Here is a 23449-nt window from a genome sequence, read left to right on the forward strand (position 1 = left end):
CACCATTCAAGATATTCCACAGCGAGACGCAATGACCAAGACTCCCCGATTTCCGATCGTCAGCCCGCCAACATCCGAGAAGCGGCCGGTTTCCGATACCCATCACGGCATCACGCGAACCGATGAGTACGCGTGGCTGCGAGCCGACAACTGGCAGGAGATGTTCAGGGATTCTTCCCTGCTCGATGCGGGCATCCGCGCCGAACTCGAAGCCGAAAACACCTATCAGTCGAAGCTGATGGCCGACACGTCGGACCTGCAGAAGCAGCTTTTCAAAGAAATGAAAGGCCGTATCAAGGAAGACGATTCATCCGTTCCCATGAAGGACGGGCCCTATGCCTATGGTTCTTCCTTCAAGCTCGGCGGCGAGCAGCCGCGCTATTTCCGCATGCCGCGCGACGGCGGGCCTGAGCAGATCCTGCTCGACGGCGACATGGAGGCGGAAGGCAAAGCCTATTTCCGGCTTGGCGGTGTCGACCATTCGGCCGATCACGGCAAGCTGTTGTGGGCCTTCGACGACAAGGGTTCCGAGTTCTACACGCTGCGCGTGCGCGACCTTGCCGACGGCAAGGAACTGGCCGACCAGATTCCCGCTACCGGCGGTTCGGGTGTGTGGAACGCGGGCAATGACGGGTTCTTCTACACGCGCCTCGACCCCAACCACCGGCCGTCAAAGGTGCTGTTCCACGCACTGGGACAAGACCCTGAAAACGACCGCCTGATCTATGAGGAAACCGACCCCGGTTTCTTCATGAATGTCGACGGCACCCGCAACAACCAATGGATCATGATCGGCATCAACGATCACGAGACCTCGGAATACCGACTGTTGAGCGCCAGCGATTCGTTTGCCGAACCCAGGCTGGTGTCGGCGCGCGAAACCGGGCTTCAGTATGAGTTGGAGGAAGGCGGCGACGTCTTCTTCATCCTGACCAATGCGGACGGCGCGAAGGACTTCAAGATCATGACGGCGCCGGCAAGCGATCCGGTTCGCGCCAACTGGCGGGAGCTGGTTCCGCATGAGCCGGGCCGGCTGATTCTGTCGGTGATCGGGTTCAAGGACCATATGGTCCGGCTTGAGCGCAAGGAGGGCCTGCCTCGCATCGTCGTGCGCGATCGCGCCAGTGGTGAGGAGCACCTGATTTCCTTAGACGAGGAAGCCTTCTCGCTCGGCCTGTCGGGTTCTTATGAATACGACACCGAAATCATGCGCTTCTCCTACTCGTCGATGACGACGCCGGCGCAAGTGTTCGACTACAATATGCGCACCCGCGAGCGGGTGTTGCTCAAGACCCAGGAAGTGCCGTCCGGCCATGATGCGGACCATTATGTCACCAGGCGGCTGATGGCGCCCGCCGCCGATGGCGAACTGGTGCCGATCTCGCTTCTGCACCGTCGCGACACGCCGCTGGATGGAACCGCACCTTGCCTGCTCTACGGCTACGGCTCCTACGGCATCACCGTGCCGGCCGCCTTCAACACCAACTGCCTGTCGCTGGTCGACCGCGGCTTCGTCTACGCCATCGCCCATGTCCGCGGCGGCAAGGACAAGGGCTATGGCTGGTACGATGACGGCAAGCGGGCGCACAAGATGAACACCTTCACGGATTTCATCGCCTGTGCGCGCCACCTCGTCGCCGAGCGCTATACCGCGCACGACCGCATGGTCGCGCAAGGCGGCTCGGCCGGCGGCATGCTGATGGGCGCCGTCGCCAACATGGCGCCGGACTGCTTTGGCGGTATCGTCGCCGAGGTTCCCTTCGTCGACGTGCTCACCACCATGCTCGACGCGACCCTGCCGCTGACGCCGCCGGAATGGCCGGAATGGGGCAATCCGATCGCGTCCGCCGACGACTACCGGACGATCGCCGCCTATTCGCCCTACGACAATGTCGCGGCACTCGACTATCCGCCGATCCTGGCGCTTGCCGGCCTCACCGATCCGCGCGTCACCTATTGGGAGCCGGCCAAATGGGTGGCGCGGCTGCGCGACCGCAAGAGCGGCGACAATCCGGTGCTGTTCAAGATCAACATGGATTCCGGCCATGCCGGTGCGTCCGGCCGGTTCTCACGCCTGGAAGAGATCGCCTATACCTATGCCTTCGCGCTTAAGGTGACGGGCAAGGCGCAGCTTGCCGAGAAGACGCTCAAATGATCGATCTGTCCACGTTGATTGCCTATATCGCCGTCGTGCTCGGCTTTGTCTTTATCCCGGGCCCGGCCACGCTGTTGACGATCGCCCGGGCAACGAGTTCGGGAACAAAGGTCGGGATCGCGACTGGCGCTGGGATCGCGGCCGGCGACATATTTCATACTGTCATGGCGATGGTCGGTATCTCAGCGATCATCGCCACGTCGGCGACGCTGTTCAGCATCGTAAAATATATCGGCGCGGCCTACCTCGTCTACCTTGGCATTCGCGCCATCATCGAGAAAACGCCGGCCGATCCCTCTGCCGGCGCGCTCGCTATCTCCGCCGGCAAGGCGTTTCGGCAGGCTGTCCTGACCGAAGTGCTCAACCCCAAGACCGCGCTGTTTTTCCTGGCATTCCTGCCTCAGTTCGTGCGACCCGAAAACGGAACGGTCATGCTTCAATTGGCCGTATTGGGAGTTGTCTTCGTCGTGCTCGGTCTTTTCAGCACGGTCGTCTTTGCCGTGAGCGCCGGTCGCCTCGGCAGTTTCCTGCGCCGAAATCCGACCGTGCTGAAATGGCAGGGCAAGATTGTCGGCGGCATCTATTGTGCCTTGGGCGTCCGCCTGGCCTTGCAGCAACGCTGAGGGCTCGGGACAGCACGTTCACTTTTGGGTTCGGCGATCATGACTTTTTTGAATTCCGCTTTGCTCATTTGCGCTCGCAATTGTACCAGCCCCGCGCTAACCAGTGCGCGGCTTTTCGCAAGCCGCGCTTGCCATCTTTGCTACTGGGGTATGCTATGCTGCTCGTCGACGTCTATCTCGACAAATCGCCGATCCAGGGCATCGGCGTCTTTGCCAAGCACCACATCCCCAAGGGCACGCTGATCTGGAAGCTCGATCCCCGCTTCGACCGGATCATCGACGTCGAGACCTATGAGGGCGAAACCGGGCCGGTGAAGAACTATCTCGACCGCTATTCCTACCCGGACCGGCGCGATCCTGCCTATATCGTCTTCGAAGCCGACGACGCCCGCTACATGAACCATGATGACGAGCCGAATTGCGATGTCTCCTCACCCGAGGAAACCTTTGCGCTGCGCGACATCGCACCCGGCGAGGAACTGACCTGCAACTACAATCTTTTCTTCGAGGCCGGCTTCGATTTCCTCGGCGATCGGCACCTCTAGTCGATATCAGTTCGCCGGTTTCTTGCGCGCGGGATAACCGTTCGGGTGCGGCGGTACTGCCTTGAGATAGGCGGCGATTGCTGCACGATCCCCCGCAGTCAGCTCGGCCATGTTACGCTGCACGTCGACCATGGCGCCGCCGACGGAATCGAAGTCGGGCGTGAAGCCGGTTTCGAGATAGTTGGCTATATCGGCTTCCGACCAGTTGGCGATGCCGCCCTTGCCCGATGTGATGTTCGGTACGACGCCCGAGCCCTCCGCGGCCACGGCACCGGCCAGCCACTCGCTTTTCTTCGTCCCGCCCGCGAAATCACGCGGCGTGTGGCATTCGCCGCAATGGCCGGGTCCTTCGACCAGATAGCGGCCGGCCATGACCGGATCGGGCGTGCCATCGTGCAAGGCAATGACAGGCTGATCGCTGAGATAGAGCCGCTTCCACAGGCCGATGCCACGGCGGATGTTGAACGGGAATGCCAGCGTATTGGCCGGTGCCTTGCCGGCGACCGCGGGCAGCGTCTTCAGGAAGGCATAGAGATCGGCAATGTCAGACGGCTTCATGCGGGCGTAGGACGCGTAGGGAAAGGCCGGATAGAAATGCTCGCCAGACGGCGACACGCCCTTGAGCATGGCGTTGGCGAGATCCTCGACCGACCATGCGCCGATGCCGTCCTTGGGATCTTGCGAAATGTTGGGCGGAACGAAGGTGCCGAACGGCGTTTTGAGTTCGAGGCCGCCCACCAGTTGAAGCCGCGCATCGCCCTGCGAGCCGGGCTTTGCGTGGCAGGATGTGCAGCCGCCGGCATAGAAAATGCGCTTGCCCCGGCTAGCGTCGCCCGGCCCGAGTTGCGCCAGGGCCGTCGTATCCAGCCTGACCGGCGCCGACAAAAGCCAACCGCCGGCCGCGCCGACGCCGCCCAGAACGAGGGCCGCGCCGACGAGCTTCTTCAGCCATGCCATCAGGCAATCAGCCCTTCTTGATCCTGTAGCCCTGATGGCAGGCGCCGCAATCCGAGCCGAGGGTGCCGACTTGCGCCTTCAGCGCGTCGATATCGGCGGGAGCCGCGGCGACCGCGGCCTTGACGTCGGCGAGATATTTGTCCTCGGCGGCCTTGAAGCCCGCCGTGTCTTCCCAGATCTTCGGCCCGGCCGTGGTGTCGCCGGTATCGCTGCCTTTCGGGAACAAGGCATCGACGTCGAACTTCTCGGCATTCGCCTGCAGCGCCTGCAACTGCGTCAGCACGGCAGCGGCATCAAAGGGCTCATCGCCCTTGACCACTTTCGACAGGCCGCCGACGATCTTTCCGCGCTCCTTCATCAGAGCCTGCCGGTCGAGGATCGGATCGGCAAAGGCCGCCGAACCGGCGAAGGCGAGCGTTGAGATGGCGATGACAAGCTTTCTCATTCATTTGGCTCCATGATGAAGGCATTTCAGGACAGGTCGTTAACGGATGTCGCGGACGGATTATTCCCTTCCTTCGACCGATTTTGCCGAACGGTGAGTGACTGGAGACCTCGGCTCCCAAAAAGAAAAGCCCCGGAATGCCGGGGCTCTTCTGCGGGTCGATCAAGCTTTTTCGTACAATTCCAGCACGTGATCCCAGTTGATCAGGCTGTCGACGAACGCCTCGAGATATTTCGGGCGCGCGTTGCGGTAGTCGATGTAATAGGAATGCTCCCAGACATCGACGCCGAGGATCGGCGAGGCGCCATGAACGAGCGGGTTCTCGCCGTTCGGCGTCTTCGAGATCGCCAGCTTGCCGTCCTTGACCGAAACCCAGGCCCAGCCCGAACCGAACTGTGTCGTGCCGGCCGCGATGAAGTCGGCCTTGAACTTGTCGTAGCCGCCGAGATCGCTGTCGAAAGCCTTCTGCAGCGCGCCAGGCAACTTGTTGCCGCCGCCGCCCTTCTTCATCCACTTCCAGAAATGGATGTGGTTGTAATGCTGCGCGGCATTGTTGAAGAGGCCGGCATTCTTGCCGAACGACTGCTTGACCACCTCTTCGACCGACAGATCGCCAAGGCCCGCCTCGGCGGCCAGCTTGTTGCCGTTGTCGACATAGGCCTTGTGGTGCTTGTCGTGGTGATACTCCAGCGTCTCTTTCGACATGTAAGGCTGCAAGGCCTCGTAGTCATAGGGCAGAGCGGGCAATTCAAAAGCCATGGGTAGTACTCCCTCGTGGAAAAATCCGGTGTCGATACCGGATTAAGATAGGTCTGGATTGAGCTGGAACAACTCCGGAAGTGAAGCGCCGGTTCCCTTTCTAAGCGGGTTCCGGAAAACTGTCACACGGTTTTCCTGCGGTGAGAAGTGCAGCGACAAAAAGGCCGGACTGGCGCGTCAGCCAGCCGATTTCGAATGCGCCCATTCCCAATAGAGCTCACGCGCCTTCTTGGCCACCGGTCCGGGTTGCAGGTTGCGATCCTCGATGCGCGTGATCGGCACCACCTTGGAGTGGTTGCCGGTCGAAAAGATCTCGTCCGCTTCGAGGAAATCGCGTACCGACAAGGTCTTTTCGGTGGCTTTGAAGCCATACTCACCGAGCAGATTTATCGTGCGCGAACGCGTGATTCCGGACAGGAAGGTGCCGTTCGGCGCCGGCGTAAAGACATGTCCATCCTTGACCAGGAAAATGTTCGAGGTCCCGGTCTCGGCGACGTTGCCAAGCATGTCCAGAACCAGCGCATTGTCGAAGCCGCGCATCTTGGCTTCGAGGATGGCGCGGCCATTGTTGGGATAAAGGCATCCGGCCTTGGCATTGGTCGGCATGGTTTCGATCGTCGGGCGCCGGAACGGCGACACCGTCACCGAAAAGCCGGACGGCGAGATCATCGGCGATTCATAAAGGCAGAGGCAGAAACGGGTCGATGCGGGATCGGCCGGCACGCCCATGTAGCCGCCATGCTCGGCCCAGTACATCGGCCTGATATAGACCGCCGTCTTGCCGTCGAACTTCTTCAGCCCGTCCCAGGTCAGCCCGATGATCTGTTCGGGCGTCATGTTCGGCTTGAGGCCAAGCGCGATCGCCGAGGCGTTCACCCGCCTGGCATGGAGGTCGAGGTCGGGCGCTACGCCTTCGAACCAGCGCGCCCCGTCGAACACGCTGGTGCCGAGCCACATCGCATGGCTGCGCGGCCCCAGTATGGCGACATTGCCCTCGTACCAGTCCCCGTCGACGAAGGTCCATGTCGCGGATTGCGCCGCTGCCGCCAGTGTCATTGCGTTGTCCCGTTCCAGTCAATGTTGTGTGACAACATTGGATGATGCTTTGGCCACCGCCGTCAACGGGCATCGGGGAGTTTTGTTGAGGCCAGCGGCGGGCCCGGTGCAATCAAGGCTTGCACCGCGCCCCGCCTCGCCTCAAAACTGTCGCCATGCAATACGCCGCCTATGTTTTCGACGCCTACGGCACACTGTTCGACGTGCATGCCGCCGTGCGCCGCCATGCCGACCGGATCGGGCCGGACGGCCAGTTGCTGTCGGAGATCTGGCGCGCCAAGCAGCTCGAATATTCCTGGGTGCGTACGCTGATGGGCGCCTATGCTGATTTCTGGCAACTGACCGAGCAGGCGCTCGACTTCGCCTTGCGCAAGGTCCCGTCGGCCGATTCAAGCCTGAAGGCTAAGCTTCTCGAAGCCTACTGGCGACTGGATTGCTATCCTGAGGTGCCGGCCGTGCTGAAGGCGCTCAAGGCCTCGGGAGCCAGGCTGGCGATCCTCTCCAACGGCTCGCCCGAAATGCTGGAAGCGGCCGTCAAGTCCGCCGCGCTCGACCAGGTTCTGGACGACATCTATTCCGTCGACGCGGTGCGCCGCTTCAAGACCGATCCGGCGGTCTACGACATGGTCGCCACCGGCTGGCGCCTCTATCCCGGCGCTGTGTCCTTCCAGTCCTCCAATCGCTGGGACATTGCGGGTGCCACCAAATTCGGCTTCCGCACGGTGTGGATCAACCGTTCCAACCAGCCCGAGGAATATCGGGACTTCCCGCCAACCCTGATCCTGCCGACCCTCGAAGCCCTGGTCACCGCCTAAGTTGTCCATCTGTTGCCCTGCCGCCACAGTGGCGGCGCGGTCACAGCTTCGCCTTTGTTTGTCCACGTTCGGGCCAGAATCGGAACCGCCTATCGGGCCAGGTGTTGTCAGGCACCTGCAACGGGTGATCGGCGTATTGACGCTTTGTTGCGATTTGAGTCTTAAAGAAGGCAGTCATGTCCATAACCGAAATCGAATCCTATCGCCTGAGCCGTCGCGGCTTCCTCAACGCCGCAGCATTGGGCGCCGCATCGATCGCGGTTTCCGCATGCGCCACCACCGGCCCAGGGCCGGTCGAGCCACCGCCGCCGGCCTATGTCGAGCCGCCGCTTGCCGACTATGCGTCGATGTACGCGGCCGTCAGCGATGGCGGCTTCGACCTGCCGGCCATCCCCGTCGACAGGATCGATCCACAGTTCCTGCGTCAGATCGTTCCCGACCCGACCGGGCAGAAACCAGGAACCATCGTCGTCGATACAACAGGCCATTTCCTCTATCTGGTTCGCCCGGGCGGTCAGGCCATCCGCTATGGCGTCGGCCTTGGCCGCGCCGGCTTCGAATGGGCGGGCGACGCTGTCGTCCAATGGAAGCAGAAATGGCCTAAATGGACGCCGCCGGATGAGATGATCGCCCGGCAGCCGGAACTGAAGCAATACAGCGCCGACAATGGCGGCATGCCCGGCGGCCTCAAGAACCCGCTAGGTGCCCGTGCGCTCTATCTCTTCCAGGGCAATGTGGACACGCTTTACCGCCTGCACGGCTCCCCGGAATGGCGCTCGATCGGCAAATCGGTGTCATCGGGCTGCGTGCGCCTGATGAACCAGGACATCATCGACCTCTACGACCGTGTGCCGTCGAAAAGCCCGGTCATCGTGACCAGCGATGCCAGCCAGCCGATGGTGGCGGCGGCGACCGCGAACCACAAGGCCATCCCGATCGATGCCGGCGTGCCGGACGGATCTGTCCTGCTCGGCCCCGTCAAAGCGGTCACGAACGCGATCTTCTGATCCAGCTTCGCCCAGCGAATATGCTCGGCGCCGCGTGTCCAAGGGGACGCGCGGCGCTATAAGCATGGACTTTGCTGCACTGGGCTCAGCGCCCCCGCGACAGGCTGCCCAGGATACCACGCACGATCGCACGTCCGACCGACGAGCCGACCGAGCGCACCACCGACTTGATCGCCGCCTCGGCGACCGTCTGGCGATTGGAGGGGCGCGGTGCCGGCGCGCGGCGGCCACCCGGCTGCGGTGCGGGATCGTCATTGCCGAAGCCCGGAATTGTCCAGCGCGAGCCGCCGGTGCCTGCCTGCTGCGCCTGCGCTTCGGCGTCCTGCGCGTCCTTGGTCTTCTTCTGCAGGATCTCGAAGGCCGATTCGCGATCAATGACCTGGTCGTACTGGCCGGAGACGGGGCTTTCCGCGACCAACTTTTGCCGCTCGGCGGGGGTTATGGGCCCAAGCCGCGACGACGGCGGACGGATCAGCGTGCGCTGTACCATGGACGGCACGCCCTTGGCCTCCAGCGTCGAGACCAGCGCCTCGCCGGTGGCGAGCTGGGTGATGGTGGTGGCGCAGTCGAAGTCGGGATTGGGGCGGAATGTTTCCGCCGCCGTCCGTACCGCCTGCTGCTCGCGTGGCGTATAGGCGCGCAGAGCGTGTTGAACGCGGTTGCCGAGCTGTGCCAGCACCTTCTCGGGGATATCCAGGGGATTCTGCGTGACGAAATAGACGCCGACGCCTTTCGAGCGGATCAGGCGGACCACCTGTTCGACGCGGTCGATCAGCACTTTCGGCGCCTCGTCAAAGAGCAGATGCGCCTCGTCGAAAAAGAACACCAACTTCGGTTTGTCGGGATCTCCCACCTCGGGCAGTTCCTCGAACAGTTCCGACATCAGCCAGAGCAGGAACGTCGCGTAGAGCCGCGGGTTCATCATCAGCTTGTCGGCTGCGAGCACGCTGATGGCGCCCCGACCGTCACGCGTGGTGCGCATGATGTCGGAGATGCGTAGAGCCGGCTCGCCGAAGAAGTTGCCCGCGCCCTGTTGCTCCAGCACCAGCAGCGTGCGCTGGATGGCACCGACCGATGGCTTGGTGACATTGCCGTAGCGCGCGCTGATCTCTTCGGCGCGCCCGGCGATGTTGGCAAGCAGCGCCTGCAGGTCCTTGAGGTCGAGGAGCAGCAGGCCCTCTTCATCGGCAATGCGGAAGGCAATGTTCATTATGCCTTCCTGCGCGTCGGTCAGGTTCATCAGCCGCGACAGGAGCAGCGGTCCCATTTCCGATATCGTTGCGCGGATTGGGTGGCCTTGCTCACCGAAAAGGTCCCAGAAGATGACGGGGAATTCCTGGAAATCGTAGGGGTCAAGCTTTACCTGTGCGGCCCGCTTGACCAGAAAATCCTGAGCCGTGCCCATCATGGCGATACCGGACAGGTCGCCCTTGATGTCGGCGCAGAACACCGGCACGCCGGCATTCGAAAAGCCCTCGGCCAGAACCTGCAAGGTAACGGTCTTGCCGGTACCGGTGGCGCCGGTCACCAGGCCATGGCGATTCCCGTACTGCAGCAGCAATTGTTCGGGACGCTGATAGCTGTCATCGGGCTTGCGGCTGGCGCCGATGAAAATACTGGTGTCGTCAGCCATATTTCGGGTCTCCGCAAAGTGATGTGTCTAAAAGCCAGCCTTTGCCCGAAGGTATAGAGAGGCTCTCGCACAGCGACAATGCCAATCGCCCAAATTGCCCCAATCGGACTTATCGCCGAAATCGGATTTTGGAACTTGCGGATTTTGCTGGTGTTTGGCAATCGTTCATGGTCCGTCCACGTAAGCTGACCTATATCAGATGGATCGAATTCAGACCCTGGACGCGCATTGCGATAACCGGCCGGGGACCTTAGACTGAGCCGCTCCGGGCTGGTGCGGCGACATAACGAGGAAGATGGATGGGCGCTGGAGCCTTGACCAGGGATGTTGAACCGGCGGATGCCGAACGCCAGCGATGGCTGGCCTTGGCGGAAAAAGCGTTGGCCGGCGCATCCTTCGAGGAAAAGCTGGTTTCGCACACCGACGACAGCATCCGCATCGAGCCACTCTATGCCCGTGCGGCCGGGGCCGAGCCGATCGTGCGCGCGAATCCTCGATCGCCGTGGATTGTCAGCCAGCGCGTCGACGATCCCGATGTCGATCGTGCCAAGGCGCAGGTCCTGGATGATATAGCGCAGGGAGCGACAGGATTGTCGCTCGTCTTCGAAGGTGCGCCGAACGCATTCGGCTACGGCTTGCCGAGAACCGCGCAGGCTCTGGAGACGGTGCTGGAGGGCGTACCGCTCAACCGCGTGCAGATCCGCATCGATACCCACCCATGGAGCCGGCCGATGGCCGACTGGCTGGTGGCGTTCCTGAGCAAGCGTCGCTCCGATCCAGCAAAGCTAAACCTATCCTTCGGCATCGATCCGGCGGCGATCCTCGCCGGCACCGGCCGGCTGCGCATGTCGATCGAGGCGCTGCAGGAATCGATGCCGCAATCGCTGGCGCATTTCTTCTCGATGGGCGTGCCGGGCGTGCTTCTGGAAGCGGACGGCCGCGTCTTTCACAATGCCGGCGCCACGGAGGCGCAGGAACTCGGGATCATGCTGGCTTCCGCGGTTTCGTATCTCAGAATGTTCGAGAAGGCGCGGCAGCCGCTCGTCTATGCCGCGCCTCATATCGGCTTCGCACTCAGCGTCGACCAGGATCAGTTCCTCTCCATGGCCAAGGTGCGGGCCCTGCGCAGGCTTTGGGCACGGGTGCAGGAGGTTTGCTCGATCCCCAATTCCACGGCCAACATCCATGCCGAGACATCATTTCGCATGATGACGGCATTGGACCCGGAAACCAACATCCTGCGCACGACGATCGGCTGCTTCGCAGCGGCAGCGGGGGGAGCGGATTCGATCTCCATCCTGCCGCATACGATCGCGCACGGCCTGCCAGCTCCCTTTGCCCGCCGCGTCGCACGCAACGCGCAGCTGATCATGGCCAATGAAAGCCATGTCGATCATGTCGCCGATCCCGCGTGTGGTTCCGGCGCGGTCGAGGCGCTGACATCAGATCTTTGCGAAGCCGCCTGGGCGGAGTTGCAGACGATCGAGGCCGAAGGGGGGATACTGTCCAGCCTTCGTGACGGGCACATCCAGAAGCGCGTTCGCGCCGCGGCCGCTCGTCGCGACGCCGCCTTCAAGTCCGGCGAGCGAGCCATCATCGGCACCACACTCTATCCACAGAAGACCGAGCGCCCGGTCGAGACACTGGACGCGGTGCAGCGGCCGGCTTTCACTGAAGGTGTCGTCCTGTGCGAACCGCTGTTTCCGGCCCGCATCGACCAATCCATCGGGGCGCTCTCTTGATTCCGGATTTCAGCCAGGTTGGCTGGGTGCCGCCGCGCCGCGCACCGGTCGAGGTCAAGGGCCAGCGGGTGACGCCGGAAGGGCTTGTCGTCAAGCATCTGTACAATCAGGGCGACCTCAAGGGCCTGCCATATCTCGACACCTACCCGGGCTTGCCGCCCTTTGTGCGTGGCCCCTACCCCACCATGTATGTCCAGCAGCCGTGGACGATCCGGCAATATGCCGGCTTTTCGACGGCCGAAGAGTCCAACGCCTTTTACCGGCGCAATCTTGCCGCCGGCCAGAAAGGCCTGTCCGTCGCCTTCGATCTCGCCACGCATCGCGGCTATGACAGCGACCATCCACGCGTCGCCGGCGATGTCGGCATGGCTGGCGTCGCCATTGATTCCATCCTCGACATGCGGCAGCTCTTCGACGGCATTCCGCTCGGCGACATGACCGTGTCGATGACGATGAACGGCGCGGTGTTGCCGATCATGGCGCTCTATATCGTCGCGGCGGAAGAACAGGGCGTTGCGCAGAAGGATCTGGCCGGGACCATTCAGAACGACATTCTGAAGGAGTTCATGGTCCGCAACACCTACATCTATCCGCCAAAGCCCTCGATGCGGATCGTTTCGGACATCTTCTCCTACACGTCGAGGAACATGCCGAAGTTCAATTCGATATCGATCTCCGGCTACCATATGCAGGAGGCCGGCGCGACGGCCGACCTGGAGCTCGCCTATACGATCGCCGACGGCATCGAATATGCTCGCGCCGGCGTCGCGGCGGGTCTCGACATCGACCGCTTCGCGCCGCGCCTCTCCTTCTTCTGGGCGATCGGCATGAATTTCTTCATGGAAGTGGCCAAGCTCAGGGCCGCGCGCCTGCTGTGGGCGACCCTGATGAAGAAGAATTTTGCGCCGAAGGACGAGCGCTCGCTGTCGCTGCGCACCCATTGCCAGACTTCTGGCTGGTCGCTGACGGCGCAGGACCCCTACAACAACATCATCCGCACCATGATCGAGGCGATGGCCGCGACTCAAGGGCATACCCAGTCGCTGCACACCAACTCCTTCGACGAGGCGATGGCGCTGCCGACCGATCATTCGGCGGGTATCGCCCGCAACACGCAGCTCGTCCTGCAGAAGGAATCCGGCACAACGCGCGTCATCGACCCGTGGGGCGGGTCGACCTATCTCGAACGGCTGACCCATGATCTGGCGGCGCGCGCATTGATCCATATCGAGGAGGTCGAGGCTCTCGGCGGCATGGCGGCGGCGACGGAACAAGGTATCCCCAAGCTGCGCATCGAGGAAGCAGCGGCGCGCACACAGGCGCGCATCGACTCCGGCGAGCAGATGCTGGTTGGGGTCAATGCGCATCGTCCCGAGAACGACATCGAAGTTGACGTGCTGAAGATCGACAATGCCGAGGTCAGGGCGCGGCAATTGTCGAAGCTGCAGAGGCTGAAAGGCACGCGCGAGGTCGCCGTGGTGGAAAGCGCGCTCGATGCGCTGACCCGCGCCGCGCAGGGCAACGAAAACCTGCTGGAGTTTGCCATCCGCGCCGCGCGCGCCAATGCCACGGTCGGCGAGATTTCGTTCGCGCTGGAAAGGGCGTTTGGCCGCCACGTCGCGACGGTGCAGACCATTTCCGGCGTCTACCGCAAGGCGCTTGGCGACAATCCCGTGGTCGACGGGCTGCAGGACAAGATCAGCGCTTTCGAGAAGAAAAACGGCAGCAAGCCGCGCATCCTCGTTGCCAAGATGGGACAGGACGGCCACGACCGAGGGCAGAAGGTGATCGCCACCGCCTTCGCCGATCTCGGCTTCGACGTCACCGTCGGCGCGATGTTCCAGACACCGGAAGAGATCGCGAAACTGGCGGTCCAGCATGACGTCCATGTCATCGGTGCCTCATCGCTGGCGGCAGGACACCTGACGCTGATCCCCGAATTGCGCGACGCGCTGAAGAAGCTTGGCCGAGGCGACATGCTGATCGTGGCCGGCGGCGTCATCCCGCCGCAGGACTATGACGCCGTGCTGCAAGCCGGCGCGGCGGAAATCTTCCCGCCGGGGACTGTCATCCCGGAAGCGGCGGACCGGTTGATGGATCGGCTGCTGGCGGGCTGAGCGAAACCATTCTGTATTGCTGGAAAAGGTTGTGCCACAATGACGGGCGCAACCAAGGGTAGCGACAGTGAAGACTCTCATCCACAAGCTCGACGACGGATCAGGGGCCGTGATCTTGCCACCGGAAATGCTCGACAGCCTGAAGCTGCAAGTGGGCGATCAACTCCAGATTATCGAAACCGATGACGGCGTCATTCTAAGACCGGTGGAGAGCAACGACGTCGAACGGCAGATGCGCGCTGCTCGTGATGTCATGGACACATATGAGGTCGCGTTGCAAAGGCTGGCCAAGTAGCTGTTGTCAGCTATCCGAGAGCTTGACGATTTCCCATTCCTTGCCGTTGACCGCGGCCACGTCGCCAACCTTCTTGCCGAACAGCGCGACGGCCATCGGCGAAACATGCGAAATGCTTCCCTTGGTGGGATCGGCCTCGTCCTCGCCGACGATCTTCCAATGCACTTTCTTGCCGTCATCGCCTTCCAGCGTGACGCCCATGCCGAAGCGGACGACGTCGCTGCCGGGCTCCGGAACGGACAGTTCGGCACTCTCCCGCCGCGCGGTCCAGTAGCGCAGATCGCGTGACACGACCGCGATGCGCTCGCGATCGGCTTTCCTTTCGGCTTTCGCCAGAACGTCGCGCAGATCGGCCAGATTGTCCTCGATCTGCGCCAGGCCGCGTTCCGTCACAAGATTGCGGTGCGGGCTGATTGGCCGTTCGCCGACGCCGGCGATGGCGTTTTCGCTGTCTTCTTCGCGGGTGAAAGCTCTGCTCATTCCCTGAACCTAGGCCTCGAGTGGCAGCTCGACAAGTCATTGTCGATAAGTCGTGAAGCGGAACAGGGCGTCTGGCACGATTCCTGCGGTGTTATGATCGAACACTGGGATTGTGTGCCGATGTTGAACAGACGGACCCTGCTGACGCAAACCGCCGGCTTTGCCGTGATAGGCCTTGCGCTTGGCAAGGCGGCGGCCGCCAGCCTGACCGGCATCGAAAAAGCCTCGATGCGCGGCTCGATCAATGCCACCGAACTTGGCGTGCAGCCCGGGACATTCGACGACCAGAGCAAGGCCTTTGCCAAGCTGCTGCGCGACGCGAACAGCCGGGACATACCGGTGTTCCTGCCGGCGGGCACCTATGTGGTGTCCAATCTCTCGCTGCCCAGCCGCGTGCGTCTTTCCGGCGTGCCGGGGGCAACGCGCATCGTCTATGGCGGCGACGGCCATCTCTTCATGACTGAACAGGCCGACCATATCGAGCTCGCCGGGCTGGTCTTCGACGGTTCGAACCGGTCGATGGGTGACTATGCGCAAGGGCTGCTCGATCTGCGCCGGGTCGGCCATCTCGTCGTCGACAATTGCCAGATAACCGGAAGCGGCAAGAACGGACTGGCGCTGGAACACGCGACGGGCCGCATCGAACGCTCCGACATATCGGGCTCGGCGGACGCCGGCATCTACTCGGTCGAAGCGGGCGGGCTGGCAATCACCGGCAATGCCGTCTCCGACTGCGCCAATGGCGGCATCCTCGTGCATCGCTGGCAGGCGGCCGAAGACGGCACGATGGTCACCGGCAACCGCGTCGAACGCATCGGCGCGCGCAGCGGCGGGACCGGCCAGAACGGCAACGGCATCAATGCCTTCCGTGCCGGCAACGTCATCATTTCGGGCAACGTCGTCTCGGATTGCGCTTTCTCGGCTATCCGTGCCAACAGTTCCAGCAACCTGCAGATATCTGGCAACACCTGCTCACGCTCGGGCGAGACCGCGGTCTATTCCGAATTCTCCTTCGAGGGCGCCGTCATCAGCAACAACATCGTCGATGGCGCGGCCAATGGCATATCGATCGTCAACTTCAACGAAGGTGGCCGCATGGGTGTCTGCTCCGGCAACATCGTGCGCAATCTGTCGACCAGCGGCCCCTATACCGCCGATCCGCCCGGATTCGGCGTCGGCATCGGCGTCGAGGCCGACACCACCGTTTCCAACAATGTCATCGAGAACGCGCCGCTCTACGGCATGTCGATCGGCTGGGGCCCGTATCTGCGCAATGTGGTGGCCACCGGCAACATCATCCGCAAGGCAGGCACAGGCATCGTCGTCAGCGTGGTCGAGGGTGCCGGCACGGCAGTCATCTCGGACAACGTCATCGACGGCGCGATGAACGGCGCCGTCGTCGGCCAGCGCTGGGCGGAGCCGGTGACAGCAGACCTGACCCAGTCAAGCAACAGCGGCTTTGCGCATCTGACGGTCGAGCGCAACCGCGTCAGTTGAGAGCAATCTTCAATTCAAGGCTAGGGTTGGCCTCAGCGCCCCGACCTTGGCACCGATCCGGCTTTCGATCGGCGCATTGGCCAGTTCGAGCAGCTTCGCCGACAGGGCCTCGTCCGCACGCAGCAGCCTGGCGAGGACGGCTGCGACCATGGCCTCGCCGGCGCGGCCGGCGCCATCATCGCATTTGATCGCGATGCCAAGGCCAAGTTCAGGTATCGCGCTGCAGTGGACGCCTTCGGCACCACCCTTCGCAAAGATCCGGCCAGGTGCTGCTTCCATCAGCGCGACGTCTTCGCGGCCTGTGCCGGCGACAAAGAAGGGCTCCGCCATGCAGGCGGAAAGCAGGCGCTTCGCCGCCTTGGCTCGCTCGGGACTGAAACCGTGTGTCGTCGCCATGCGGGCAAAGCCGAGCGCGAAACTCCGGAGCGGTACCGCATAGGTTGGGATCGAGCAGCCGTCGGTCGCCCGCTCATCCGGGCCATGGACGGCGCCGGTAACAGCCTGCATGGCGTCGCGCACCATTTCCTGCAGGGTGTGCCCCGCCTTGACATAACCACGGTGCGCAATGCCGGAGTGCACGCAGGTGCAGAGGAAACCGGAATGCTTGCCCGAGCAGTTGTTGTGCAGCGCGTTGGGCAAATCGCCGGTGCGGGCGAGCGCAATCTCGGCGTCATGGTTCGAGGGCCAATGCGCGCCGCATTCAAGCGCCGACCCGTCCAGCCCGGCCCTGGCCAACATGGAGCGCGCCAATTCGACATGCGCCGGCTCGCCCGAATGCGAGGCACAGGCCAGCGCCAGTTCGCGGTTGCCGAAGCCATAGGCATCGGCAGCGCCGCTTTCGACAAGCGGCAGGGCCTGGATCGCCTTGACCGCTGAGCGCGGGAACACCGGCCTCGAGGTGTCGCCGATCTCCAGGACCGCTTTGCCGTCGGCATCGAAGACCGCGACAGCACCGCGATGCGCGCTCTCGACGATCGCGCCGCGCAAGACTTCGATCAGAACCGGATTTGCCATGCCACCTCCCGCGCATGACCTAGAAAATCGGAACCGATTTTCGAAAAGGATCATGCGCCAAATTAAAGTTCTACAGCGTCCTTTGCGCGCCCCAAAAGGCACGCGGCGCTGTAATGCTGGGCGGTTTATCTGATCCGGTCGAGAATGGAAACGTAGTTGGCGACCGCCGCTCCGCCCATGTTGAAGATACCGCCAAGCTTCGCGCCCGGCACCTGGATGCCGCCGGCTTCACCGACAAGCTGCATGGCGGTCAGCACGTGCATCGAGACACCAGTTGCACCGATCGGATGGCCCTTGGCCTTCAGCCCACCGGATGGATTGACCGGCAGGCGGCCGTCTTTCGCCGTCGTGCCGTCCAGCGCCAGCCTGGCGCCCTCGCCCGGCTTGGCCAGGCCCATCGCCTCGTATTCGATCAGTTCGGCGATGGTGAAGCAGTCGTGCGTCTCGACAAAGGACAGGTCGTCCAGCGTCACGCCGGCGCTCTTCAGCGCGCGGGTCCAGGCCTGCTCGCAGCCTTCGAAGGACAGGATATCGCGCTTCGACATTGGCAGGAAATCCTGCACATGTTCGTTGGCGCGGAAGGCGACGGCCCGGCGCATTTTCAGCGCCGTCCCGGTGTCGGCAAGGATAAGGGCGGCGGCACCGTCGGAGACCAGCGAGCAATCGGTGCGCTTCAGCGGGCCAGCGACGAAGGGGTTCTTCTCGCTCTCCTGACGGCAGAATTCGTAGCCGAAATCCTTGCGCATCTGCGCATAGGGATTGTCGACACCGTTCTTGTGGTTCTTGGCGGCGATCATGGCGAGCGCGTCAGACTGGTCGCCATAGCGCTGGAAGTAGGCTTGAGCGATCTTGCCGAAGACACCGGCAAAGCCTGCAGGCGTCTCGCCATCTTCCGGCAGATAGGACGCCTTCAAGAGATTTTTGCCGATTTCCGGTCCAGGCGTCGTCGTCATCTGCTCGGCCCCGACCACCAGCACGATGCGGGCAGCGTTTGCATCGATGGCACGGATGCCTTGCCGGACCGCCGCCGATCCCGTGGCGCAGGCGTTCTCGACACGCGTTGCCGGCTTGAAACGCAGCCGGTCGTCCGCCTGAAGCACCAGGCTGGCGGTGAAATCCTGCGCCGAAAAGCCAGCGTTGAAATGGCCGAGCACGATCTCGTCGACCTCGTCCGGGCCGATGCCGGCATGGTCGAGTGCGTCCGTCGCGACCTTGACGATCAGGTTCTCGAGCGTCTCGCCCTCAAGCTTGCCGAAGCGCGAATGCGCCCAGCCGACGATGCATGCGGTCATGGCAATCTCCATCCTTGGCGCGAGCCTAGCATACGGGTTAGCGGCACATCTCGCCTTTATTGTTCAAATATAAACATTCTCGCCGGAGCCGTGAAGGGCCGCAAGCCGACAATCGCTTGGTGCAGGTCACGCCCATGTCGATTTTTTGTTGATTGACCCGTCAATAAAAAATAACGTCCGCGCAAAAATCGGGAACAACATGCCGAAAGTCGGAATGGAGCCACTGCGCCGCAAGGCGCTCATCGACGCGACGATCTCGGCGATTGGCGAGCGCGGGTCGCTTGACGTGACCATGTCCGAGATCGCCGGGCGTGCCGGCGTGTCGTCCGCGCTTGCTCATCACTATTTCGGCGCCAAGGACGAGCTCTTGTTCGCAACGATGCGGCACATATTGGCCGAACTGACCATCGATATGCGCCGTGCCCTGCAATCCACCGCGTCTCCACGAGAACGCGTCTCCGCCGTGGTTGCCGTCAACTTCTCCGACATCCAGTTCCAGGCCGAAACCATCGCCGCCTGGCTCGCCTTCTATGTCGAGGCGCAGAAATCATCGGCCTTGCGCCGGCTGCTCAGGATCTATGCGCGGCGGCTGCATTCGAACCTGATGAGCGGGCTGACCGGCATCCTGCCCCGCGCAGAGGCCGACCGCGCCGCGGAGGCGACAGCGGCGATGATCGACGGGCTCTACATCAGGCGGGCGTTGAAGGACGGCGTGCCCGACGCCGCGACAGCGATCGCGCTGGTCGAGGACTATCTCGAAACCAAACTCGGCGAGCGGCAAAAACAGTGACAGCGAAGCGACCCAATTTCCTGATCGTCATGGTCGATCAGCTCAACGGGACCTTTTTCCCCGATGGGCCTGCCGCGTTTCTGCACGCGCCGCATCTGAAAGCACTGGCAGCACGTTCGGCGCGCTTTGCCAACAACTACACGGCTTCGCCACTCTGTGCGCCGGGCCGCGCCTCGTTCATGAGCGGCCAACTGCCGTCGCGCACCGAGGTCTATGACAATGCCGCCGAATTCGCCTCGTCGATCCCGACCTTTGCCCATCACCTGCGCGCCGACGGCTATCACACCGTGCTGTCGGGCAAGATGCATTTCGTCGGCCCCGACCAGTTGCACGGCTTCGAGGAGCGACTGACGACCGATATCTATCCCGCCGATTTCGGCTGGACGCCGGACTACCGCAAGCCCGGCGAGCGGATCGACTGGTGGTATCACAATCTGGGTTCGGTGACCGGCGCCGGCGTCGCCGAGATCTCGAACCAGATGGAATATGACGACGAGGTCGCCTTCCACGCGGTGCAGAAGCTCTATGACTTCGCCCGCGTCTCCGACGATGCCGCGCACCGGCCCTGGTGCCTGACCGTTTCCTTCACCCATCCCCACGATCCCTATGTGGCACGGCGGCAGTACTGGGATCTCTATGAGGATTGCCCGGCGCTCGAACCAGAAGTTGGCTTCATCCCCTACGACCGCCAAGACCCGCATTCGCAGCGGCTCTACAAGGCTTCCGACTACGACAGTTTCGACATCACGGCAGAGCAGATCCGTCGCTCGCGGCGCGGCTATTTCGCCAACATCTCCTATCTCGACGACAAGGTGGGCGAATTGCTGTCGGTGCTCGAGCGCACGCGCATGCTCGACGACACGGTCGTCCTGTTCTGCTCGGACCACGGCGACATGCTCGGCGAGCGCGGCCTGTGGTTCAAGATGTGCTTTTTCGAGGGCTCGGCGCGGGTGCCGCTGATGATCGCCGGCAAGGGCGTGCCGGCCGGGCTGATCGAGGCGCCGGTCTCCAATCTCGATGTGACGCCGACATTGTGCGATCTCGCCGGCATAGACATGAGCGCGATCGCGCCATGGACCGACGGCCAGTCGCTGCTGCCGCTACTTGAAGGCAAGCCGCGTACGGCGCCGGTGCTGATGGAATACGCGGCCGAAGGTTCAAACGCGCCCTTGGTGGCGATCCGTGACGGCCGCTACAAGTTCGTCCATTGCGAGATCGATCCGCCGCAACTCCATGATATCGAAGCCGACCCGCATGAGTTGAGCAATCTTGCCGCCGATCCGGCGCATGCGGATCTGGTGGCGGCCTTCATGGAAAAGGTGCGCGCGCGCTGGGACATGGCGGCCTTCGACGCCGCCGTGCGCGCCAGTCAGGCCCGCCGCTGGGTGGTCTATCCGGCGCTGCGCAACGGCACGCACTATCCCTGGGAGTTCCAGCCGCTGCAGAAAGCCTCGGAACGCTACATGCGCAACCACATGGATCTCAACGTGCTCGAAGAGCAGAAACGGTTCCCGCGAGGCGAATGATGGCAGACCTTCTCGTTCCCTCCCTCGATCATCTCAAACAGGCCTATGCGGTCACCTCCAGGGCGACGCAGATCACACCATTGCTGGAGTCGACGGCGCTCGCCCGAGAGACAGGTGCGGCCCGCGTCTTTATCAAGCCGGAATCGCTGCAATGGGCCGGATCCTTCAAGGTGCGCGGTGCCTATTGGCGGCTCAAGCAGCTTTCGCCCGATGAAGCGAAAAAGGGCGTCGTTGCCTATTCCTCCGGCAATTTCGCGCAAGGGCTGGCCGCCGCCGGCCAGGCGCTCGGCATTCCGGTCACCATCGTCATGCCGATCGACGCGCCGGCCGCCAAGCGCGACGCGACGGCGGGCTATGGCGCACGCGTCGTGCTGACCGACCATGGCGAACGCGCGCGTGAGGAAGTCGCCGCCGCCAAGGCGCGCGCGATCGCCGAGACGGAAGGGCTGGCACTGCTGCATCCGTTCGACGATCCCGAGATCATCGCCGGCCAGGCCGGTGCCGGCCTCGAGGCACTCGACCAGCTTGCCGCCAAGGACGCCAGCGCCGACCTGTTGTTCTGCTCGGTCGGCGGCGGTGGACTGATCGGCGGCGTTTCGCTCGCCTTCCACTACCTGTCGCCCGCAACCGAGATCATCGGCGTCGAGCCGGAAGGTTTCAACGGCATGGGCTCGTCGCTAGCGCATGGCAGCATCGAGACGATGCCGATCGGCCCGAAGTCGATCTGCGACGGGCTGATGTCGCGACGGCCGGGCGACGCGCCGTTCGCCGCGGTCAAGACCGCTGGTGTTCGCGGCATCACCGTCGATGATCAATCTGTGCGCCGCGCCATGCGGATCGCTTTCGAGCGCATGAAGCTGGTGCTCGAACCGTCCGGGGCTGCGTCACTGGCGGCACTGCTCGGCGGCAAGGTGGATGTGAAGGACAAGACCGTCCTTGTTGTGGTTACCGGCGGCAATGTCTCGCTCGCCGATTTTATGGCGCATATGAACCATGCTTGAAGCGGATTTCGTCATCATCGGCTCAGGCTCGGCCGGTTCGGCCATGGCCTATCGCCTGTCGGAGGACGGCAAGCATTCGGTCATCGTCATCGAATTCGGCGGCAGCGATATCGGGCCGCTGATCCAGATGCCGTCGGCCTTGTCGATCCCGCTCAACATGAGCCTCTATGACTGGGGTTTTGCCAGCGAGCCGGAGCCGCATCTCGGCGGCCGCGTGCTGGCGACGCCGCGCGGCAAGGTCATCGGCGGCTCGTCCTCGATCAATGGCATGGTCTATGTGCGCGGTCACGCGCGCGATTTCGACCACTGGGCCGAAGAAGGTGCGACGGGTTGGGGCTTTGCCGACGTGCTCCCCTATTTCAAGCGCATGGAAGACTCCGATGGCGGCGAGGATGGCTGGCGCGGGCATGGCGGCCCTCTGCATGTCCAGCGCGGCTCGCGTAAGAATCCGCTCTATGGCGCCTTCCTCGAGGCGGGCCGCCAGGCCGGTTTCGAACTGACCGATGACTACAATGGCGCCAAGCAGGAAGGCTTCGGCCCAATGGAGCAGACCATTCGCGGCGGCCGTCGCTGGTCGGCGGCATCAGCCTATCTGAAGCCGGCGCTCAGGCGGAGAAACGTGAGTCTGGTCAAGGGCTTTGCGCGCCGGGTGATCATCGAGAATCAACGTGCCATCGGCGTCGAAATCGAAGCTCACAAACAGATTCAGGTCGTTAAGGCGCGACGCGAAGTGATCGTCGCCGCGTCGTCGATCAACTCGCCAAAGATCCTGATGCTGTCCGGCATCGGGCCAGCTGAGCATTTGCGCGAAAACGGCATCGCCGTCGTGGCCGACCGGCCCGGCGTCGGCCGCAATCTGCAGGATCACCTGGAGCTTTATATCCAGCAGGAATCGACCAAGCCGATCACGCTGAATTCAGTGCTGAACCCGTTCTCCAAGGCGCTCATCGGGGCGCAGTGGCTGTTCTTCAAGTCAGGCCTCGGCGCCACCAACCATTTCGAGGCCGCCGCCTTCGTGCGCTCCCAGGCCGGTGTCGACTACCCCGACATCCAGTACCACTTCATCCCCGCGGCGGTGCGCTATGACGGCAAGGCGGCGGCGAAGTCGCACGGCTTCCAGGCGCATGTCGGACCGATGCGGTCGAAGTCGCGCGGTTCGGTGACGCTGCGCTCTCCAGACCCGAAAGCGAATCCGGTGATCCACTTCAACTACATGTCGCATCCGGATGATTGGGCGGAGTTCCGCCACTGTATCCGGCTGACCCGCGAAATCTTCGGCCAGAAGGCCTTTGACGCCTATCGCGGCCAGGAGATCTCGCCGGGCAGCCATGTGCAGTCGGATGACGATCTCGATGTCTTCATCCGCGACCACGCCGAAAGCGCCTACCACCCGTGCGGCACCTGCAAGATGGGCCGCGCCGACGACCTCATGAGCGTCGTCGATGCGGAATGCCGGGTGATCGGCGTCGAGGGATTGCGGGTCGCGGACTCCTCGATCTTCCCGCGCGTCACCAACGGCAATCTCAATGCACCGTCGATCATGACCGGTGAAAAGGCGTCGGACCACATTCTTGGCCGCACGCCGCTGGCGCCGTCCAACCAGGAACCATGGATCAATCCACGCTGGCAGGCGTCGGACAGATAGAGCATGATCCACCCATAGATTGAGCCGCCCACTTCCGCGGCGCCGGACCATTGGA

General features: G+C 62.9%; 21 protein-coding genes. 13 read left to right on the plus strand and 8 right to left on the minus strand.

The annotated features are described in order from the left end of the window. Positions 1-31 precede the first annotated feature (31 nt). From EB231_RS25715 to EB231_RS25725, 3 genes are all read left to right on the plus strand, one after another. Positions 32-2155 (plus strand): S9 family peptidase, encoded by a 2124-nt coding sequence (locus tag EB231_RS25715; RefSeq protein WP_172351277.1) that lies wholly within the window; start codon positions 32-34, stop codon positions 2153-2155. Next, positions 2152-2778 carry a LysE family translocator gene (locus tag EB231_RS25720; RefSeq protein WP_172351278.1) on the plus strand — a complete coding sequence of 209 codons (627 nt, stop codon included), beginning with the start codon at positions 2152-2154 and terminating at the stop codon, positions 2776-2778. The genes EB231_RS25715 and EB231_RS25720 overlap by 4 nt, the downstream gene beginning before the upstream one ends. A gap of 155 nt (positions 2779-2933) precedes the next feature. Further along, entirely contained in the window at positions 2934-3323 is a 390-nt protein-coding gene (locus tag EB231_RS25725) for an SET domain-containing protein (protein WP_172351279.1), read from the plus strand. Between the two features lie 6 nt (positions 3324-3329). On the opposite strand, the gene EB231_RS25730 is transcribed toward EB231_RS25725, so the two are convergent. From EB231_RS25730 to EB231_RS25745, 4 genes are all read right to left on the minus strand, one after another. Further along, entirely contained in the window at positions 3330-4280 is a 951-nt protein-coding gene (locus EB231_RS25730) for a cytochrome c (protein WP_172351280.1), read from the minus strand. A gap of 7 nt (positions 4281-4287) precedes the next feature. Further along, on the minus strand, positions 4288-4725 hold the full coding sequence (locus EB231_RS25735; protein WP_172351281.1) for a c-type cytochrome: 438 nt from the start codon (positions 4723-4725) through the stop codon (positions 4288-4290). 162 nt (positions 4726-4887) lie between these two features. Next, positions 4888-5484, minus strand: a complete 597-nt coding sequence (locus EB231_RS25740; RefSeq protein WP_056563640.1) for a superoxide dismutase — start codon at positions 5482-5484, stop codon at positions 4888-4890. Positions 5485-5661: 177 nt separating this feature from the next. After that, positions 5662-6540: a branched-chain amino acid aminotransferase gene (locus tag EB231_RS25745; protein WP_172351282.1), complete on the minus strand. Its 879-nt coding sequence runs from the start codon at positions 6538-6540 to the stop codon at positions 5662-5664. Positions 6541-6695: 155 nt separating this feature from the next. Here EB231_RS25745 and EB231_RS25750 point away from each other — a divergent pair, with 155 nt between their 5' ends. Next, on the plus strand, positions 6696-7355 hold the full coding sequence (locus EB231_RS25750; protein ID WP_172351283.1) for a haloacid dehalogenase type II: 660 nt from the start codon (positions 6696-6698) through the stop codon (positions 7353-7355). Positions 7356-7531: 176 nt separating this feature from the next. Next, positions 7532-8362 carry a L,D-transpeptidase gene (locus EB231_RS25755; protein WP_172351284.1) on the plus strand — a complete coding sequence of 277 codons (831 nt, stop codon included), beginning with the start codon at positions 7532-7534 and terminating at the stop codon, positions 8360-8362. Positions 8363-8447: 85 nt separating this feature from the next. On the opposite strand, the gene EB231_RS25760 is transcribed toward EB231_RS25755, so the two are convergent. After that, positions 8448-9995, minus strand: a complete 1548-nt coding sequence (locus tag EB231_RS25760) for a helicase HerA-like C-terminal domain-containing protein (RefSeq protein WP_172351285.1) — start codon at positions 9993-9995, stop codon at positions 8448-8450. A 299-nt stretch (positions 9996-10294) separates the two neighbouring features. On the opposite strand from EB231_RS25760, the gene EB231_RS25765 reads away from it, so the two are divergent. From EB231_RS25765 to EB231_RS25775, 3 genes are all read left to right on the plus strand, one after another. Further along, on the plus strand, positions 10295-11737 hold the full coding sequence (locus tag EB231_RS25765; protein ID WP_172351286.1) for a methylmalonyl-CoA mutase subunit beta: 1443 nt from the start codon (positions 10295-10297) through the stop codon (positions 11735-11737). After that, positions 11734-13854, plus strand: coding sequence for a methylmalonyl-CoA mutase (gene scpA, locus EB231_RS25770; RefSeq protein ID WP_172351287.1), 2121 nt, complete (start codon positions 11734-11736; stop codon positions 13852-13854). Before EB231_RS25765 ends, scpA begins: the two co-directional genes overlap by 4 nt. 67 nt (positions 13855-13921) lie before the next feature. Then, the gene (locus tag EB231_RS25775) at positions 13922-14149 is read left to right on the plus strand and encodes an AbrB/MazE/SpoVT family DNA-binding domain-containing protein (RefSeq protein WP_172351288.1); all 228 of its coding nucleotides are present in this window, start codon (positions 13922-13924) and stop codon (positions 14147-14149) included. Between the two features lie 6 nt (positions 14150-14155). Here EB231_RS25775 and greA read toward each other — a convergent pair whose 3' ends face one another. Next, positions 14156-14629, minus strand: coding sequence for a transcription elongation factor GreA (gene greA, locus EB231_RS25780; RefSeq protein ID WP_056563662.1), 474 nt, complete (start codon positions 14627-14629; stop codon positions 14156-14158). 120 nt (positions 14630-14749) lie between these two features. Here greA and EB231_RS25785 point away from each other — a divergent pair, with 120 nt between their 5' ends. Further along, a complete protein-coding gene (locus EB231_RS25785; protein WP_172351289.1) occupies positions 14750-16126 on the plus strand; it encodes a TIGR03808 family TAT-translocated repetitive protein in 1377 nt (458 codons plus the stop codon). 9 nt (positions 16127-16135) lie between these two features. On the opposite strand, the gene EB231_RS25790 is transcribed toward EB231_RS25785, so the two are convergent. Both EB231_RS25790 and EB231_RS25795 read right to left on the minus strand, forming a co-directional pair. Continuing rightward, a complete protein-coding gene (locus EB231_RS25790; protein WP_172351290.1) occupies positions 16136-17140 on the minus strand; it encodes an asparaginase in 1005 nt (334 codons plus the stop codon). A gap of 125 nt (positions 17141-17265) precedes the next feature. Continuing rightward, complete coding sequence (locus EB231_RS25795; RefSeq protein ID WP_172351291.1) at positions 17266-18432, minus strand: acetyl-CoA acetyltransferase; 1167 nt, start codon at positions 18430-18432, stop codon at positions 17266-17268. Between the two features lie 199 nt (positions 18433-18631). Between EB231_RS25795 and betI the strand changes: the two genes are divergently transcribed. Genes betI through betA form a run of 4 tightly spaced genes read left to right on the plus strand, consistent with a single transcriptional unit; the run spans position 18632 to position 23394 of the window. Continuing rightward, positions 18632-19222, plus strand: coding sequence for a choline-binding transcriptional repressor BetI (gene betI, locus EB231_RS25800; protein WP_172351292.1), 591 nt, complete (start codon positions 18632-18634; stop codon positions 19220-19222). Beyond that, a complete protein-coding gene (gene betC, locus EB231_RS25805) occupies positions 19219-20748 on the plus strand; it encodes a choline-sulfatase (protein WP_172351293.1) in 1530 nt (509 codons plus the stop codon). Before betI ends, betC begins: the two co-directional genes overlap by 4 nt. Then, a complete protein-coding gene (locus EB231_RS25810) occupies positions 20745-21749 on the plus strand; it encodes a threonine/serine dehydratase (protein ID WP_172351294.1) in 1005 nt (334 codons plus the stop codon). The genes betC and EB231_RS25810 overlap by 4 nt, the downstream gene beginning before the upstream one ends. After that, the gene (betA, locus tag EB231_RS25815) at positions 21742-23394 is read left to right on the plus strand and encodes a choline dehydrogenase (RefSeq protein WP_172351295.1); all 1653 of its coding nucleotides are present in this window, start codon (positions 21742-21744) and stop codon (positions 23392-23394) included. Before EB231_RS25810 ends, betA begins: the two co-directional genes overlap by 8 nt. The last annotated feature ends 55 nt before the right edge of the window (positions 23395-23449 follow it).

The sequence above is a fragment of the Mesorhizobium sp. NZP2298 genome, from assembly GCF_013170825.1.
Taxonomy (GTDB): domain Bacteria; phylum Pseudomonadota; class Alphaproteobacteria; order Rhizobiales; family Rhizobiaceae; genus Mesorhizobium.